General features: G+C 74.0%; 13 protein-coding genes, 1 pseudogene and 1 riboswitch. Of the genes and pseudogenes, 3 read left to right on the forward strand and 11 right to left on the reverse strand.

Features of this window, described 5'->3' with window-relative positions; translation table 11 throughout:
• Positions 1–28 precede the first annotated feature (28 nt).
• The 5 genes from BLW78_RS05120 to BLW78_RS05140 all read right to left on the reverse strand — a co-directional run bounded on the left by BLW78_RS05120 (position 29) and on the right by BLW78_RS05140 (position 4,714).
• Positions 29–2,293, reverse strand: a complete 2,265-nt coding sequence (locus tag BLW78_RS05120; protein ID WP_091677256.1) for a xanthine dehydrogenase family protein molybdopterin-binding subunit — start codon at positions 2,291–2,293, stop codon at positions 29–31.
• A 172-nt stretch (positions 2,294–2,465) separates the two neighbouring features.
• Entirely contained in the window at positions 2,466–3,509 is a 1,044-nt protein-coding gene (locus BLW78_RS05125; RefSeq protein ID WP_091677259.1) for an FAD binding domain-containing protein, read from the reverse strand.
• Positions 3,506–4,000, reverse strand: coding sequence for a (2Fe-2S)-binding protein (locus BLW78_RS05130; RefSeq protein WP_091677262.1), 495 nt, complete (start codon positions 3,998–4,000; stop codon positions 3,506–3,508). The genes BLW78_RS05125 and BLW78_RS05130 overlap by 4 nt, the downstream gene beginning before the upstream one ends.
• Before the next feature lie 116 nt (positions 4,001–4,116).
• Entirely contained in the window at positions 4,117–4,347 is a 231-nt protein-coding gene (locus BLW78_RS05135; RefSeq protein ID WP_091677264.1) for a hypervirulence associated TUDOR domain-containing protein, read from the reverse strand.
• A 103-nt stretch (positions 4,348–4,450) separates the two neighbouring features.
• On the reverse strand, positions 4,451–4,714 hold the full coding sequence (locus BLW78_RS05140; protein WP_020095533.1) for a hypothetical protein: 264 nt from the start codon (positions 4,712–4,714) through the stop codon (positions 4,451–4,453).
• Positions 4,715–4,945: 231 nt separating this feature from the next.
• Here BLW78_RS05140 and BLW78_RS05145 point away from each other — a divergent pair, with 231 nt between their 5' ends.
• The 3 genes and pseudogenes from BLW78_RS05145 (at position 4,946) to BLW78_RS05155 (ending at position 8,469) form a co-directional block, all read left to right on the forward strand.
• Positions 4,946–6,202 (forward strand): sensor histidine kinase, encoded by a 1,257-nt coding sequence (locus BLW78_RS05145; RefSeq protein WP_026605307.1) that lies wholly within the window; start codon positions 4,946–4,948, stop codon positions 6,200–6,202.
• A gap of 97 nt (positions 6,203–6,299) precedes the next feature.
• Positions 6,300–7,433 carry a hypothetical protein gene (locus tag BLW78_RS05150; protein ID WP_091677267.1) on the forward strand — a complete coding sequence of 378 codons (1,134 nt, stop codon included), beginning with the start codon at positions 6,300–6,302 and terminating at the stop codon, positions 7,431–7,433.
• An 89-nt stretch (positions 7,434–7,522) separates the two neighbouring features.
• Positions 7,523–8,469: pseudogene (locus BLW78_RS05155) on the forward strand (alpha/beta hydrolase).
• An 828-nt stretch (positions 8,470–9,297) separates the two neighbouring features.
• Here BLW78_RS05155 and BLW78_RS05160 read toward each other — a convergent pair.
• From BLW78_RS05160 to BLW78_RS05185, 6 genes are all read right to left on the reverse strand, one after another.
• A complete protein-coding gene (locus BLW78_RS05160) occupies positions 9,298–11,022 on the reverse strand; it encodes a DEAD/DEAH box helicase (RefSeq protein WP_091677270.1) in 1,725 nt (574 codons plus the stop codon).
• 9 nt (positions 11,023–11,031) lie between these two features.
• Positions 11,032–11,820: a precorrin-6A synthase (deacetylating) gene (cobF, locus tag BLW78_RS05165; protein WP_091677272.1), complete on the reverse strand. Its 789-nt coding sequence runs from the start codon at positions 11,818–11,820 to the stop codon at positions 11,032–11,034.
• Between the two features lie 43 nt (positions 11,821–11,863).
• Positions 11,864–12,802, reverse strand: coding sequence for an ornithine cyclodeaminase family protein (locus tag BLW78_RS05170; protein ID WP_091677276.1), 939 nt, complete (start codon positions 12,800–12,802; stop codon positions 11,864–11,866).
• Positions 12,803–12,927: 125 nt separating this feature from the next.
• Complete coding sequence (locus BLW78_RS05175) at positions 12,928–14,049, reverse strand: DSD1 family PLP-dependent enzyme (RefSeq protein WP_056529946.1); 1,122 nt, start codon at positions 14,047–14,049, stop codon at positions 12,928–12,930.
• Positions 14,050–14,092: 43 nt separating this feature from the next.
• Positions 14,093–15,232 carry a pyridoxal-phosphate dependent enzyme gene (locus BLW78_RS05180; protein ID WP_091677280.1) on the reverse strand — a complete coding sequence of 380 codons (1,140 nt, stop codon included), beginning with the start codon at positions 15,230–15,232 and terminating at the stop codon, positions 14,093–14,095.
• Between the two features lie 153 nt (positions 15,233–15,385).
• Complete coding sequence (locus tag BLW78_RS05185; RefSeq protein ID WP_091677283.1) at positions 15,386–16,648, reverse strand: D-amino acid dehydrogenase; 1,263 nt, start codon at positions 16,646–16,648, stop codon at positions 15,386–15,388.
• Positions 16,649–16,713: 65 nt separating this feature from the next.
• Positions 16,714–16,823, reverse strand: a riboswitch (glycine riboswitch).

Here is a 16,823-nt window from a genome sequence, read left to right on the forward strand (position 1 = left end):
ACCAGTTCCACGCGACCGACGCGCTCGATCAGCCCAGCAGCTTGTCGAGGGTGATCGGCATCTCGCGGACCCGCACGCCGGTGGCGTGCCAGACCGCGTTGGCGATGGCGCCCACCGTGCCGGTGATGCCGATCTCGCCGACCCCCTTCACGCCCAGGTTGTTCACCACCGCGTCGTCCTCGTGGACCAGGATCGCCTCCATGGCGGGCACGTCGGCGTTCACCGGCACGTGGTACTCGGCGAGGTTGTCGTTGAGGAAGCGGCCGGTGCGCGGATCCATCTCGGCCCGCTCGTGCAGGGCGAAGGACAGGCCCCAGATCATCCCGCCGTAATACTGGCTCTGGACGAGGCGCGGGTTGATCACCCGGCCGGCCGCGAAGGCGCCGACGAGGCGGCTCACGCGGATCTGGCCGAGATCGGGATCGACCTTCACCTCGGCGAAGACCGCGCCGTGGGCGTGCATGGCGTAGGAGGCCTGCGCGGCCGGGTCGGCGCCGGCCTTGCCCTGGCCCTCGATGCGCGACCGGCCGGCCCGCCGGAGGATGTCGGTGAAGGACTCGCTCCGGCCCGGGTCGTCGCGCCGGGTCAGCCGCCCGCCCGCGGCGGTCACGCCGGCATTGCCGGCGCCGTAGAGCGGGGAGGCGGGGTCGTTGGTGGCGAGCTCCGCGAGTTGCCGGATCACGTCGCCGGCCGCCGCGTGGACCGCGCCGCCCGCCGTGGCGGTGTGGCCCGAGCCGCCCGCGATGCCGGCATTCGGCAGGTCTGACGAGCCCATCCGGAAGATGAGGGCGTCCATCCCGATCCCGAGCCCGTCGGCGGCGATCTGGGCGAGCGCCGTCCACGAGCCCTGGCCCATGTCGATCGCCCCGAGCTCCACCGTGCCGGTGCCGTCGGCGCGGATCTCGGCCCGGGCCATCCCCTCGAAGATCAGCGCCGGGAAGGTGGCGGTGCCCATGCCGGTGCCGACCAGGAACCCGTCCCGGTCGCGGGTCTGGCGGGGCTGCAGCGGGCGACCGGCCCAGCCGAAGGCCTCGGCGCCGCGCCGGTAGCAGTCCCGCAGGGCCTTCGAGGAGAACGGCTTGCCGGTGATTGGCTCGACCTCGGCGTAGTTGGCGAGCCGAAACTCCAGCGGGTCCATGCCGAGCTCGTGGGCCATCTCGTCCAGCGCGCTCTCCAGGGCGACGCTGCCGGACGCCTCGCCGGGCGCGCGCATGAACAGCGGCGTGCCGGTGTCGAGGCGCACGGCCTCGTGCCGGATGGCGATGGCCGGGCTCGCGTACAGGGTGCTGGTCGCCCGGCCCGCCGGCTCGAAGAAGTCGTCGAAGCTCGACGAGGCGGTGCGGATGTGGTGGTCGAGGGCCGTCAGCTTGCCGGAGGCGTCGGCGCCGAGCCGGAGGGTCTGCCGGGTCGGTCCGCGATGGCCCATCGGGCCGTACATCTGGGTCCGGGTCGGGACGAGCTTCACCGGCCGGCCGACGAGCTTCGCCGCCATGCAGGCGAGCACCTGCGGCCCGGCGGGGACGCCCTTCGAGCCGAAGCCGCCGCCGAGATAGGGGCTCTCGATGTGGATGTCGTCGGGGCCGATGCCGAACAGCCCGGCGAGCCTTGCCTGCGACATGGCGAGCGCCTGGGTCGGCATGAACAGCGTCAGCCGGTCCCCGTCCCAGCTCGCCACCGCCGCGTGGGGCTCCATGGCGTTGTGATACTGGGCCGGCGTCTCGTAGGTGGCGGCGATCGCCTTGGACGCGGCCGCGAGTCCGGCCTCGACGTCGCCGTCCGTCTCGACGGGCGGCGCGCCGACGCCGACCGAATCCGGCGTGAAGGCCTCGCCGGAATCGAGCCCGATCCGCGGCGTCTCGGCCGCGTAGGTCGGGGCGAGCAGCCGGGCGCCCTCGGTGGCCGCCTCCAGGGTCTCGGCGATCACCACGGCGATGGGCTGGTTGGCGTAGCGGACGCGGTCGTTCTGCAGGAGGTCGAGGCGGAACGTGAACGGCCCGTCCTTGGCGTCCGGGTCCTTGGCGAGCGTCGGGGCGTGCCCCGGCCGCATCACCGCGACGACGCCGGGATGCGCCTCCGCGGCGGCCACGTCGAGGCCGGTGACGCGTCCGCGGGCGATCCGGGCGACGCAGAGCGCCGCGTGGAGGGTTCCGGGCGGCAGGTTGTCGGCGGAGAAGCGGGCCTGGCCCGTCACCTTGAGCGGGCCGTCGCGCCGGGTCAGCGGCTGGCCGATGCTGGAGCCGTGCCGGATCGCGCCGGCGGGAAGGTTCGATGCAGGCGTGGAGGTCGCGGTCATGCGGGTCTCCTCAAAGGGTTCCGGTTGAAGCCTTCGGTTGCGGTGACCCGCTCCGTCATCACGAGCGCAGCGAAGTGACCCAGGGCAGCGCGACACCGGGCATCGTGGCGCCGCCTGGGTTGCTTCGCTCCGCTCGCAAAGACGGCCCTGGAGCCGCCGACCGGGGGCAGGGTCAGACGATGCCGAACGGGGAAGCGGGGAGGGCCGGGATCCGGGCGGGCGTGCCCGCGGCGGCCTGGGTCAGCGCGCGGATCGCCACCCGGCGGGCGAGCTCGACCTTGAAGGCGTTGGCCTCACCGGTGGGCTTGGCGCCGGCGAGCGCGGCCTCGGCGGCCTTCGCGAAGGCCTCGGGGGAGGGTGCCTGCCCGGCGAGCGCGGCTTCAGCCTCCGCCACCCGCCAGGGCTTGAGCGCCAGCCCGCCCAGGGCGAGCCGGGCCTGGCCGATCCGGCCTCCGGCCTCCAGGGTGAGGGCGGCCGCCGCCGAGACCACCGCGAAGGCGTAGGAGGTGCGGTCGCGGACCTTGAGGTAGCGGGCGTTGCCCCGGAACGCGGCCGCCTCGGGGGGCAGGCGCAGGGCGGTGATCAGCTCGCCGGGCCGCAGCTCGGTCTCCCGCTCCGGGTGGTCGCCGGGGAGGTGGTGGAACGCGGTGAGCGGCACCTCCCGGGCGCCGTCCGGCCCGGCGATCTCGACCACCGCGTCGAGGGCAGCGAGCGGCACGCAGAAATCGGACGGGTGGGTGGCGATGCAGTGCTCGCTCCAACCCTGGACCGCGTGGATGCGGGTGGCGTGCCCCAGGGCCGCGCAGCCGGAGCCGGGCGCGCGCTTGTTGCAGGGCGAGACCGCGTCGGTGAAGTACTGGCAGCGGGTGCGCTGCATCAGGTTGCCGCCGACCGTGGCGGCGTTGCGCAGCTGCGCCGAGGCGCCGGCCAGCAGGGCCTCGGCCACCATCGGGTAGGCCTTGGCGAAGGCCGGGTCGTGGGCGAGGTCGCTGTTGCGGACCAGGGCCCCGACCCGGGCGGTGCCGTCCGGCAGCCGCTCGATGGCCGAGAGGCCGGGGAGGCGGGTGATGTCGACGACCCGCTCCGGGGTGGCGACACCGCCCTTCATCAGGTCGACGAGATTGGTGCCGGCGGCGAGGAAGGCGGTGCCCGGCTGCTGGCCGGCCGCCACGGCCTCGGGCACGCTCGCGGGGCGGATGTAGTCGAAGGTCCTCACGCCGCGTCCTCCCGCTGCTCCGAGGTCCGGGCGGCCGCGTCCTGCACGGCGTCCAGGATCCCCGCGTAGGCGCCGCAGCGGCAGAGATTGCCGCTCATGCCCTCGCGGATGCGCTCCGGATCGGTGCCGGCGTGGCCCTCGCGGATCAGGCCGACCGCGCTCATGATCTGGCCCGGCGTGCAGAAGCCGCACTGGAAGCCGTCATGGGCGATGAAGGCCGCCTGGACCGGGTGCAGCCGGTCACCCTCGGCGAGCCCCTCGATGGTCAGGATCTCGGCGCCGTCGAGGCTCGCGGCAAGGGTCAGGCAGCTGTTGATCCGGCGCCCGTCCACCAGGACCGTGCAGGCGCCGCACTGGCCGCGGTCGCAGCCCTTCTTGGCGCCCGTCAGACCGAGGCGCTCGCGCAGGAGATCGAGGAGGGTGACGCGCGGATCGTCGAGGGCGATCTCGCGCGGCTGCCCGTTCAGGGTGAGCCTGAGGGGAATGGTCATGCGGGGGTCCCGGCTACCGAGGCTGGAACCGTTACAGATAGCTGCCGCCCCGCTTCCGGCGAGACCTTAAGCAGAAAGCGATGTGCGCAAGATCACGGCACGCGAAGGTTGCGCGCTTACGCCGACTTGACCCGGACCTCAGAGGCCGATTTCAGCACGGTCTTGCTCTTGGCGGTCTTGATCTCGAGGGCGGGCTCGGCCTTCGAGGCTTCGCGCTTCACCGTGTTGCCCTTGATGGTCTTCTCCACGTCCCGCGTGTGGACCTTGGTCACCTCACCCGAGACGGTGCCCTTGCCCCATTTGTAGGTGACGTCGTCCCCGGTCTTCACCTTCGCCTTGGCGGTCATGCGCGTCTCCATCGTGGATATGAGCGTGAATGAGGGCGTGGATGCGGGGAAAGGCGCCCGGCGGCGGGCGCGTTCCCGGGTTTCCACGGCCGGGATGCCGCACTCAGCGGCCGACCTCCCGGCGCAGGGCGGTGACCATCGTCTCGACCGCCGCCTGCGCGGTCTCGCCGAGGTCGATGGCGCTCTCGCCGGCGGTGACGAGGCCGCGCCCCTCCAGCTCCTTCACGCCCTCCGGGTCGGCCTCGTGGCCGGCGCCGTCACGGCGGATCACCGAGGTGACCGTCTCGCCGCTGACGAGCCGGTGATAGGCCGCGAAGGCGAGGATCGAGAGGGCCTTGTCGGAGAGTCCGTTCAGGTCGTCGGCCATGCGTGCGTTCCTCCGCGCGTTTCTCCACGCGTTCGTCGAAGCGTGCTCGACGGACGAACGCCGTACGGGGCCGGGGGGTCCGGGCGGCCGCCGGGGTGCGACGACACGTGCGACGACACGTGCGACGACACGTACGACGACACTCGCGGCGACGGGTGCGAGGACGGGTGCGCTCCTCCGGGCGACGACGCTTCGCGCCGGGGCCACCTTCCTGCTACCCTGCCGCCCTCCATGACTCCGCAGACCGACCAGACCGAAGTGGAACCGAGCCCCGAGCCGCGCCGCGCGCCCGCGCCGCCCGATCTCGACTATCGCCTGCGCCAGCAGGCGATCCTGTCGGAGTTCGGTGTCGAGGCCTTGCGCGGCACCGACGTCGACCACCTGCTGCAGCGGGCCGCGGAACTGTGCGCGCAGGGCATGGGCGCCGAGTTCTGCAAGGCCCTGGAATATCGGCGCGGCGCCGACACCCTGCTGGTCCGGGCCGGTGTCGGCTGGGGGCCCGACGTGATCGGCAAGGCCCGGATCGGGGCCGATCTCGCCTCCCCGGCCGGATTCGCCCTCAAGACCGGCCGGCCTGTGATCTCCAACCACCTCGCCGACGAGACCCGGTTCCGCACGCCGCAGCTCATGGCCGAGCACGGCATCCGCCGGGCGATCAACGTGCTGATCGAGAACCGAGACGGCGCCTTCGGGGTGCTGGAGGTGGACGATACCCGCGAGGGCATGTTCGCGGAGGCCGACATCGCCTTCATGCAGGGCTTCGCCAACCTGCTCGGCGGCGCCATCGAGCGCCAGCGCACCGAGAGCCTGCTGCGGGCCGCCCTCGCCCGGCAGGACCTGCTCGCCCGCGAGATGAGCCACCGGGTCAAGAACAGCCTCGCCATCGTGGCGAGCCTCCTGGCCCTGCAGGCCCGGGCCGCCGAGGAACCCGCCGTTCAGGCGGCTCTGTCGGACGCGCGCAGCCGCGTCGAGGCGATCGCGGGCGTGCACGACCAGCTCTGGCGGCAAGGTGACAAGGTAGAGGGTGAAGGGGAGGGGGTGCCGGGCGAGCTCGACCTCGCGCCCTTCCTGGAGAAGCTGGTGGCCAACCTCGCCAGCGGCGTGCCGGGTCAGCGGCTTACCTGCACGGCCTGCCCGCAGCGGATCTCGGCCGACCGGGCGATTCCCATCGGCCTCCTGGTCAACGAACTCGTCACCAACGCGCTGAAATACGCCTACCCGACCGAGACGCACCCGGCGGGCGGCGAGATCCGGGTCCGCGCCGAGCGGCGGCCGGAGGGGCTCGTGGTCGAGGTTGCCGACGACGGGATCGGCCTTCCGGCGGGGTTCGAGATCGGGCGCAGCTCGAAGAGCCTGGGCATGCGGGTGGTCGGCAGCCTCACGCGCCAGCTCGGCGGCAGCCTGACGATCCCGGCCCGAGAGAAGGGGGCCTGCTTCCGCCTGGAAGTGCCCCTGGAGGTAACCCCGGAGGCGCCCCCGGCCGGCTGAGTGTGGGGCGCGCCCCGACGACGGGGCGGGGACTGGACAATGGCCCTACCCCGCCGCGATCGAGGTGCGACGGGCGCGGCGAGACAGAGCGGATGCAGTGACCGAGAACAGGACGACGGCGGCGCTCCTCGCCGAACGGCTCCACGCCTTTCGGAGCCTCGGCGACAATTGCGAGTTCGGGTTCGTGCAGCGCTACGGCGGGGTCGAGCCTTCCGGCCTGCTGCGCTTCTCCTACACGCCCATGGAGGACCTGATCCGCGGCCTGCGCTGCGGCTTCGCGGATTTCGGCGTGCCGGGCGACCTGCGGCTCTCCGTGAGTTCCGGCGGCACCTATTACTGCCACAGCGTCGCCTACAACATCTGGGCGAATACCGGGCACCCGGCCGGCTCGATCGAGCCGGAGGTGCTGCTGGAGCGGGAGTACGGCCGGCTGGCCCATCTCAAGCGCAAGCTGCTGGACGAGCTCGCCGACGGGTCGAAGATCCTGGTGCGCAAGGTCGGCCGCGACGAGCCCGAGGCCGATTTCGCCCGCCTGGCCGAGGCGGTCCGTGCGCACGGGCCCGCGACGCTGCTCCGCGTGACCGAGGCCGGGCCGGACTGGGTTCCCGAGCCCGCCCGGCGCGTCGCCGACCGGCTGATCGCGGGACGGGTCCGCCGGTTCGCGCCGGTGGAGCAGGCGTGGGAGGTCGATCTCGAACCCTGGATGCACCTCGTGGACAGCGTCTACGCGCTGGAGCGCGGCGCGGCACCGACCCGCCTCGACGCCGCCGCCTTCCCGGAGGCGCTGGCGCTCCCGGGGCGCCTGCGCCGGCATGTCGGCCGGCACCGGGCGACGGCTCTGAGCGCCTACACGCGGGCGGTGGACCCGGCCGGCTTCCGCGCCGACACGGTCCACGTGTTCTCGAGCTGGGTTTGGATTCCGGAGGACTTCGCCGGGGACCGGGTCTTCGCGGCGGCCGGCTACGCGCGGCTGGGCTGGCGGGACGCCGACCTGTCGCGGCGCCGGTGCTGGCAGCGCGTCTGGGCGGCGGGACGGCTGCGCCCCGACGCGACGCGGGAGCCCGTCGGGCTCGGCATGATCGGCACGCGGCGGGACGGGTTCTGGTCCGCCGGGGCCCGCTTCGCCGAGGGGCCGATCCCCGGCGATGAGCCGGCGCCGGACCTGCGGATGCCGCCGGTCCGGTTCCCGGGGCGGGATCTCCTCGGCCGGCTGCTGCCGCGGGTCCTGTAGCCCCGGACCGGCGCCCGACCGGGAACCGATCCGGCACGGCGGTCTTGCCTACCGGGCCGCACGGGACCGCGCCCGTCGCGAGGGGGCCCATGCCCGGTTTCGTGCCCGACCGCCGCTCTCTGCTCCTCACCCTGGCCGCGGGTTCGGCCGTCCTGTCGGCGCGGGGGGCCGACGCCGTCGGGGCACCGGAGCGGATCCCGCTCTGGCCGGGCGAGCCGCCGGGCGGCGGCGGTCCGCAGGGTCCGCCGGTCCGCGACGACAGCGGCGCCGTGAAGAACGTCGCCGTGCCGGTCCTGGAGGTGTACGCCCCGGAGACGCCGACCGGCGTGGCGGTCGTCGTCGCCGGCGGCGGCGGCTACGCCCGGATCGGGATGGTCAAGGAGGCGCTCCCCGCCGCGCTCTGGCTCGCCGCGCAGGGCATCACGGCCTTCGTGCTCACCTACCGCCTGCCCCGGGTGAGGGCTGGGCGGCGGGCCCCCTGGCGCCGCTCCAGGACGGGCAGCGGGCCCTGCGCCTGATCCGCGCCGCGGCCGCGCGCTTCCGGATCGACCCGGCCCGCGTCGGCGTACTCGGCTTCTCCGCCGGCGGGCACCTCGGCGGCCTCATCGCCGCGCGCTCCGCGTTCCGGGCCTACGACCCCGTCGACGCGGCCGACGACCTGTCGGCGCGGCCCGACTTCGCGACGCTGATCTACCCCGTGGTGAGCCTGGAGCCGCCCTACGACCGCACGACCACCCGGCGCTCCCTCGTCGGCGAGACCCCGAGCCCGGCGGCGAGCCGGGACTGGTCGCTCCAGACCCATATCCGGTCCGGTTGCCCGACACTGTTCCTCGTGCAGGCGGACGACGACGCGGTCATCAGCCCGGAGCACAGCCGCATCCTGGACGCGGCCTGCCGCACAGCGGGCGTGCCGGTCGAGTACCACCGCTTCGCGGTCGGCGGCCACGGTTTCGGGATCGGCCGGTCGGAGGCGCCGGTCGCCCTCTGTCCGCGGCTCTGCCGGCTCTGGCTGACCAGCGTGTCGGTGATGCGCTGACGCGGTGCGCGCACCGCCGGCCTGGATGGCCCCGCCGGGTTGGCCATCCGGCTCGGGAGCCGTCAGACAGGCAGGTCCGACAGGCAGGGCAGGGGACCGGTGAGCCCGGCCGGACGCGCAGGTGCCCTCGCCCGCGCTGACAGGACCGCGCCGGGCGCGTCGGAGATCGCCGCCGCCGGGTGCGCGGGCGGCCACGCCCGAAGAGCCGGGCAGCCACCGCGCGCGACGCTGAGCTAGCCGGAGCGCCGCGGCAGCGCTCGGCCGTGCGTCGTTCCAGTCCGTCCGCCGCGGGGAGGGGCCTCCGGCCCCTGACCCGACCGCCCTGCCCGGGAGCGTCGGACTTCGGCGCCCGTCGGCCCCTTCGTCCCCGCGCCCGCCGTGGCGATCACGCCGCGTCGCGCGCGACGACGGGCGCGTCGCGGCCCGGGTCGGAGCCGAACATGCCCGGCGGCGGCCCGCGGCCTTTCAACCCTGCGGCCTCGACCTGACGTCCGATCAGCAGCCCTGATCCAACCGCGCGGCCTCCAGGCCGAGGCGCCCAGCACCCGACAACCCAGCCCCCACACCTGCCCCCACACCTGCCCCCACACCTGCCCCGTTGTTCGCATAAGATATATTATGGAATGCAACGAGCAGATCGGGCCGGGTGAGGGGTGGTCCGCCGGCTGAGCCACTGTGAGTGGCCGGCTGCGAGCCCGGATGGGAGCTCGTCTCCGGCCGCCTCCGGATCCGGGCGGTGCGGCCCGGCGTCGAGGCCCGCTCGGCTCGGCGGCATCCGGATCGGGCGAGGGCGGTCCGAGCCCCCTCCCCGCCGCGACTCGCGCCGCCTCACGCGGCGCGCCCGCCCAGGCGGCGCACGTCGCCGAGGATCCGGCCATCCCGGGTCCGACAGTCGATATGCTCCGACAGCCGGCCCGGCCGGATCCGGATCGAGGCCGGCCGGGCCAGGAGCGCGGCGCGCTCCAGGAATTCCGCGGCGCTCATCGGCGCGTCCCGGCCGCCGCCGAGGCCGCGCCACCAGGACACCGCCTTCTCCCGCTCGTAGCCGCTGCGTTCGGGCCGCAGGCGGACGCGCCACGCCGCCTCGGCGGGGCCGTCCCGCCAGCCGAGGACGAGGTCGAGCCCGTCGGGTGCGGCCTCGAGCTTCAGGGCCGTGACCGGATGCCAGGCGGCCTCCTGCCGAGCAGCCTCCTGCCCGCCGACCTCCGCCACCGGGGCAGGGCCCGCCGGCTCGGGACCGGGCAGCCCGGGATCCGCCGAGAGGATCGCCAGCTCGTCGTCTGCGGCGGCCTCGTGCGGGGCCTCGGCGTCCGGGTCCGCCTCCGGCTCGGTCCAGCACGCCTCGCAGGTGGAGGCGTTCAGCGCGATCAGGGCGCCGCAGCCGGGGCAGGGCTTGGCGCGCGGGGCCCCTGCCCCGCCCAGTCCCTGGGTGGCGCTCCGGACCGTCACGGCGTCCACGGGCCCGTGCATCCGCACCAGACCGGCGTAATCGAGGATCAGCGCGTCGGCCTTGCCGGGCGCGCAGCGCAGCGCCCGGCCGACCTGCTGCACGTAGAGGCCGGTGCTGCGGGTCGGGCGCAGCAGCGCCACGAGATCGACCTCGGGCACGTTGAAACCGGTCCCGAGCACGCCCACCGAGGTCAGGCAGCGGATTTTTCCTGCCCGGAACGCCGCCACGATCCGGTCGCGCTCCCGGCGGGGTGTCTCGCCCGAGACGCTCTCGCAGGAATACCCCTCCGCCCGCACCGCGTCGCGCACGGCTTCCGCGTGGGCGAGGCCGGCGCAGAAGGCGAGCCAGGCCCGGCGGGCACGCCCGTACTCCGCGAGCTCCGCGACCGCCGCCCGGGTGATCCAGTCGCGGTTGACCGCCGCTTCCAGCTCGCCCGGGATGTAGTCGCCCCCGCGCCGGCCGACGCCCGAGACGTCGAGCTGGGTGAGGGTCGCCTTGGAGACGAGGGGCGCCAGGAAGCCGCGCCGGATCAGCGTGAACGTGTCGGCCTCGTAGGCGATGCCGGAGAACAGCCGGTGCTCGCCTTCGTCGAGCCGGCCCGAATCGAGCCGGTAGGGCGTGGCCGTGAAGCCCGCCACCCGCAGCCCGGGGGTCCGCGCGCGCAGGCCAGCCAGGAAGCGGCCGTAGCGGGTATCGGCGGCGCGGGGGATCAGGTGGGCCTCGTCGACGATCACGAGGTCGCGCGGGCCCACCGTGTCGAGCCGGTCGGCCACCGACTGGATGCCGCAGACCAGCACCTGCGCCCCGGCCTCCCGCCGCCGGAGCCCGGCCGAGAAGATCCCGGCCGGCGCCCCCGGCCAGGACCGGGTCAGCTCGGAGAAATTCTGGGCGACCAGCTCGCGGCTGTGAGTGACGATCGCCACCCGGGCGAGGGGGTTCTCCTCCAGGGTTTCCCGGGCCAGCGCCGCGATCACGAGCGCCTTGCCCGCCCCGGTGGGCAGCACGATCAGGTGGCCGGGCGCCGCGTCGTCCGCCCCTCCCCGCGCCCAGGCGGCCGAGAGCGCGTCGAGGCTGGCGCGCTGGTAGTCCCGCAGGCGCAGCATGGCGGCGGTCTAGCCGGCCGCGCCGGCCCTGTCCGTGGCGGCGCGGTCACGGCGCAGCAGGTAGATGTCCATGATCCAGCCGTGCCGGGCCCGGGCCTCGGCGCGGACCCGGCGGATCTCCTCGCCCGCGTCGCCCAGCCGGCCCGAGACCAGGATCTCGTCCGGGCTGCCGAGATAGGCGCCCCAGTGGATCGTCAGGTCCGGGTCGAGATGCGCGAAGGCCGGGTCGCCGTCGAGCATCACCACGACGCTCTCCGCCTCCGCCGGCCACCCCGCGGCGAGGCGCCGGCCGGTGGTGATCAGCACCGACCCGCCGATGCCGTTCAGCGGGACGCCGTGGCGGGCGGCGAGGACCTGCACGCTGGACAGCCCGGGCACGACGAGGCGCCGGAACGGTACGCGCCCGCGGGCCAGGATGTAGTCGAGGATGCGCAGGACGCTGTCGTAGAGGGCCGGGTCCCCCCAGGCCAGGATCGCCCCCACCTCCCCGGCCCCGAGATGGGCCGCGAAGGCCGCCTCCAGCCGCTCGGCCCGGGCCGCGTGCCAGGCCTCGACCGTGCGCCCGTAATCGGCCGGGCGGCGCTCCCGGGGCGGGTCCTCGACGGTGACGAACCGGTGTGGCTTGGCGATATGGGCCGCGCAGATCCGGCGGCGGATCGCGACGAGGTCGGCGGTCTCGGCGCGCTTGTCGAGGACGAACACCGCGTCGACGTCGGCGAGCGCCCGCACCGCCTGGAGAGTCAGGTGCTCGGGATCGCCCGTGCCGATGCCGATGACCCGGATCTGCCTGTCCTGCATGCCGTCCTCCGCCGGGGCGGGGAGGGCCGGCGCCGGCCTCCCCCTACAGGCGCGCGTCGGCTTTGGCGAGGATCGCCCGGGCGATGGTCAGGTCCTGCAGGGCGATGCCGGAGGAATCGAACACGGTGATCGCCTCCGGATCCGTCCGGCCCCCCTCCCCGCTCCGGAGCACGTCGCCGAGCGCCCGCATTCCGGCCTGGGCGTCCGCGGAGGCGTGCTGGAACTCGCCGATGGTGCGCGACTGCTCCGGCAGGTCGCAGAACAGGGCGGCCCGCTCCAGCAGGGCGGGGGGCAGCTCCTGCTTGCCCTTCGCGTCCGCGCCCATGGCGGCGACGTGCGTGCCGGGGCGGACCCAGTCGGCCTCGAACAGCGGCGCGCGGGCCGGCGTCGCCGTGACGATCACGTCGGCCGCCGCGCAGGCCTCCCGGGGTGCGGCCGCCCGCACGTCGATCCCCGAGGCCCCCTGCCCCGCCAGGCGCTCGGCAAAGCCCGCGACCTTGGCGGCGTCCCGGGCGACGACCAGCACCGTCCGGATCGGCAGGATCCGGGCGAGCGCCGCGCACTCGAACTCGGCCTGGTTGCCGGCCCCGAACACCGCCAGCACCGCCGAGTCCGGCCGCGCCAGGACGCTCGCCGCCACCGCGTCGGCGGCGGCGGTCCGGTAGGCGTTCACCCGGCCGGCCTCGATCACCGTGTCGACCCGGCCGACGGCCTGGTCGAACAGCAGGATCACCGAATTGTGCCGGGGCAGGCCCCGGTCCGGGTTGCCGGGCCAGAACGAGCCGACCTTCAGGCCGGCATAGTCCGCCGTGGAGCCCGACTTGATCGAGAACCGGTTGGTCGGCTCCGAGCCGTGGCCGAGCACCGCCGGGAACAGGGTGGTCCCCGGCGCCACCGCGGCGATCAGCGCCGCGCGGGCCGCGTCGAACGCCATGGCGTGATCGACCAGGGCGGCGGAGTCCTCCTCGGAGATGAAGCGCATGGATTCAGGGACCTCCCAAGTCATGGTTTCGAAAGGTCGAGACCTTTCGCGGGTATCGGGCGGAGCCCGATGTCGGGGCGCCGCCCCGACGCCCCGCCGAAGGGCCTCGGCCCTTCGGAATCCCGTTACAACGTCATGCCGCGGGCGGTGACCGGCCAGATCGCCTCGACGCGGCCGTTACGCACGCCGACATACCAGTCGTAGACGTTGACCGTCGGGTCGCAATGGCCGGGGATCAACTTCAGGCGCTCGTTGAGCTTCAGCACGTTGCCGGGATCGCTGATCACCCCGTGCTCGTCCGAGCACTTGACGTACTCGACGTCGTCCCGGCCGAAGACCACCGGCAGGCCGCTGTCGATGCTCTGCGCCTTCAGGCCGGCATCGCAGATCGCGACGTCCGCCTTCGCCTTGCTCATGATCGCCGTGTAGATGAACAGGCTGTTCTCGAACTCCGCGATCGGCCGCCCGTCCGCGTCCTTCACCCGCTGGTAGTCCGCGTCCATGAAGACGTAGGAGCCGCATTGCAGCTCGTTGTAGACGCCGCTGCCGCCCTCCATGGCGAAGCTGCCGGTGCCGGCCCCCGCCACGATGGCGCAGTCGAGCCCTTCGGCCTTGAGCAGGTCGACGGTGCGCTTCGTCTCGTCGATCGCCGTCTGGATCAGGGCCTTCCGCTCGCCGAAATCGCGCACGTGCTGGGCCTTGCCCTGGTAGGCCTGCAGGCCCGCGAAGCGCAGGCCCGGCGCCGCCGCGATCTTCTTCGCGATCGCCACGGCGGGCTCGCCCGGCGCGACGCCGCAGCGGCCGGCGCCGACGTCGATCTCGACGAGGCACTCGAGGGTGACGCCGTACCGGACCGCCGCCGCCGAGAGGTCGTCGACATTGCCGAGGTCGTCGACGCAGACCAGCACCCGCGCCCGGGTGGCGAGCGCCGCGAGGCGCTCGATCTTCTTCGGCGCCACCACCTGGTTGGAGACCAGCACGTCGCGGATGCCCGCGCTCACCAGCGCCTCGGCCTCGCTGACCTTCTGGCAGCAGACGCCGCAGGCCCCGCCCCGCTCCATCTGCAGGACCGTGATGTCGGACGACTTGTGGGTCTTGGCGTGCGCCCGGTGGCGCAGGCCGTGCGCCTTCATGAAGCGTCCGAGCGTGTCGACGTTGCGCTCGAGGGCGTCGAGGTCGACCAGCAGGCAGGGGGTGTCCACCTCCTCGACCGGCATCCCGACGGTGGCGGGGATGTTGTTGCGCATGGTGTGTCCTCCTGAACGCGTGCGGATCTCGTGGGGGCCGGGATTACGGGGCGAGGCCCAGAAGCTCGGCAATGCGCGGCGTCGCCTTGATGCCGGTGCCGGTGAGCACCACCACGGTGGTCTCCCCGGGCCGGATCGCGCCGCGCGCGGTGAGGTCGGTGAGCGCCGCCGCCGCCATGGCGCAGGTCGGCTCGACGTAGAGGCCCGAGCGGGCGAGCTCCATCAGGGCGGCCTCGATGGCCTCCTCGGAGACCGCCACGGTGCCGCCGCCGGACCGGCGGAGCGCCGCCAGCACCTCCCGGCCGCGGACCGGCTGGGCGATCGAGGCGCCCTCGGCCAGCGTCGGGCGCGGGGTGACCGGCACGAAATCCGCGGCGCCGGCCTCGAAACCCGCGTGCAGGGGGGCGCAATGGGCCGGCTGGACCGCGTAGAGCCGCGGCAGGCGGGCGATCGCCCCCCGGCGCAGCAGCTCCGAGAAGCCGATATCGCAGCCGAGGATGTTGCTGCCGGCCCCGCACGGGATGATCACGGCGTCGGGCGCGGTGAAACCCAGATCCTCCCACAGCTCGTAGGCCAGCGTCTTGGTGCCCTGGAGGAAATGGGCCTGCCAGTTGTGGCTGGCGTAGAAGATCGACTCCGCTTGGGCGACGGCCGCGTCGGCGGTGTCCTGGCGGGTGCCGGGCACCAGCTCGACCTCGGCACCGGCGGCCCGCATCTGGACGGTCTTGGCCGGCGAGGTCGAGGCCGGGACCAGGATCTTGGCCCGCATCCCGGCGGCCGCCGCGTAGGTCGCCACCGCGGCGCCGCCGTTCCCGGAGGAATCCTCCAGCACCGCGTCGATCCCCTGCTGGCGCAGGATCGACAGCATCACGGCGGCGCCCCGGTCCTTGAAGCTGCCGGAGGGCGCGAACCACTCGAGCTTGAAATGGGCGTGGCCGCCCCGCCAGGGCCGGCGCACCAGCGGGGTGCAGCCCTCGCCCAGCGTGACCGGGTCGGCCACCGCCACCGGCAGGGCGGCGGCGTAGCGCCAGAGGGAGCGCCGGCCCGTGTCGATCTCCGCCCGCCCGATTCCCGGCAGGTCGGTGATCATCAGCGGACCGCCCGTCTCGGAGCGCCAGCGCGGCGTCTCGATCGGGTAGGTCGCCCCGGTCGCGGGGTCGAGATAGGCGGGAGACGAGGGCATCGCGGCTCGGGTTCCGGGGTGGTTCGGAAAGAGAATACAAAATAATCTTCGACGGCGCGCCCCCTGTTCGAGGATGGGACGGCGCGCCGCGCTGCGCGTCAGGGCTCCCCCTGACGACCTGCCGAAGGGCCTCGGGCCCTTCGGAGACCCGGGTCAGGCCGCGAGCGGCAGGATCGTCGGCTCCGGGGCGTGCTCGGCGGCGACCGCCCCGGCGACGAGCTCGGCGGTGGCGCCCGAGAGGGTCCATCCGAGATGGCCGTGCCCGGTGTTGTAGAAGAGTCCGGGCAGTCGGCCGCGGCCGACCTTGGGCAGCATGGTCGGCAGCATCGGTCGCAGCCCGCTCCAGGCCACCACCCGGTCGGTGTCGACGCGCGGGAACTGCTCGCGGGTCCAGTCGACCAGCGGCTCGATCCGGTCGTGGCGGATGTCGCGGTTGAAGCCGTTGAACTCGGCGGTGCCGGCGACCCGCAGGCGCTCGTCGCCGAGGCGGCTGGTGACGATCTTGGCCGCCTCGTCGAGGATGCTCACCTCCGGGGCCGCCGCCTGCGCCTCCGGGGTCAGCAGGTTCACGGTGATCGAGTAGCCCTTCACCGGGTAGACGTTGACCCGGTCGCCCAGCATCGCCGCGAAGTGCCGGCTGGCGCAGCCCGCGCAGACCACCACCGCGTCGGCCCGCAGGACCCGCGCGTCGCCGGCCGGCCGGCCCGCTTCGCGCCAGCCGACGGCGTAGCCCCCCTCCCCGGGCGCGATCGTCTCGACGCTGGCGTCCTGGACGAAGCGGACGCCCTTGCGCGCGCAGGCGGCCGCGAGGCCGCGGGTGAATTTGTGGATGTCGCCGGTGGCGTCCGAGGGCGTGAAGAAGCCGCCGTGGTAGCGCCCGGCCAGCGTCGGCTCGATCGCCCGGATCTCCTCGGGGGTCACGGCGTAGCGCTCCAGGCCGCCCTCCCGCAGCAGGGCGTTGACGGCGGTCGCCTTCTCGAAGCTCGCCCGGTCCCGGTAGAAGTGCAGGATGCCGCGGGTCTTCAGGTCGAAGTCGATCCCCTCGGCCTCGGCCATGGCGAACAGGGCCTCCCGGGCCTTCAGCGCCAGCCGCACCGTCTCCACGGTGTTCTCCCGGTAATGGGCGATCTCGCGGACGAACTCGGCCATCCACGACAGCTTGTGCCAGGAGGGCTTGGGATTCATCAGCAGCGGCGCGTCCCGGCGCAGCATCCAGCGCAGGCCCTGCATCACCGTGGAGAGCTTGTTCCAGACCTCGGCGTTGCAGGCCGAGAGCTGGCCGCCATTGGCGAAGGAGGTCTCCATGGCGGCGTAGCGCTGCCGGTCGAGGACGGTGACGCGGTAGCCGCGCTGGGCGAGCGCGTAGGCGGTCGTCACGCCGGTGATGCCGGCGCCGATCACGGCGATGTGGGTCATGAGCTTGGACTCCGGGACTGGACGCGTGGAGGCCGCCCTCGAGCGGTCGGCCGGTTGCGCGCCCCATCTGTCCCGGTGCCTGAGAGCTTGATCCGACCTGCCCTGGCGAGGCGAGGCACGGACGTCCCCTTCGGCGGGTGCCCACGGTTTCAGCCCGCTGCACCACTCTCCAGAT

Origin of the sequence: Methylobacterium sp. 275MFSha3.1 (genome assembly GCF_900108435.1) — a bacterium.
Taxonomy (GTDB): domain Bacteria; phylum Pseudomonadota; class Alphaproteobacteria; order Rhizobiales; family Beijerinckiaceae; genus Methylobacterium.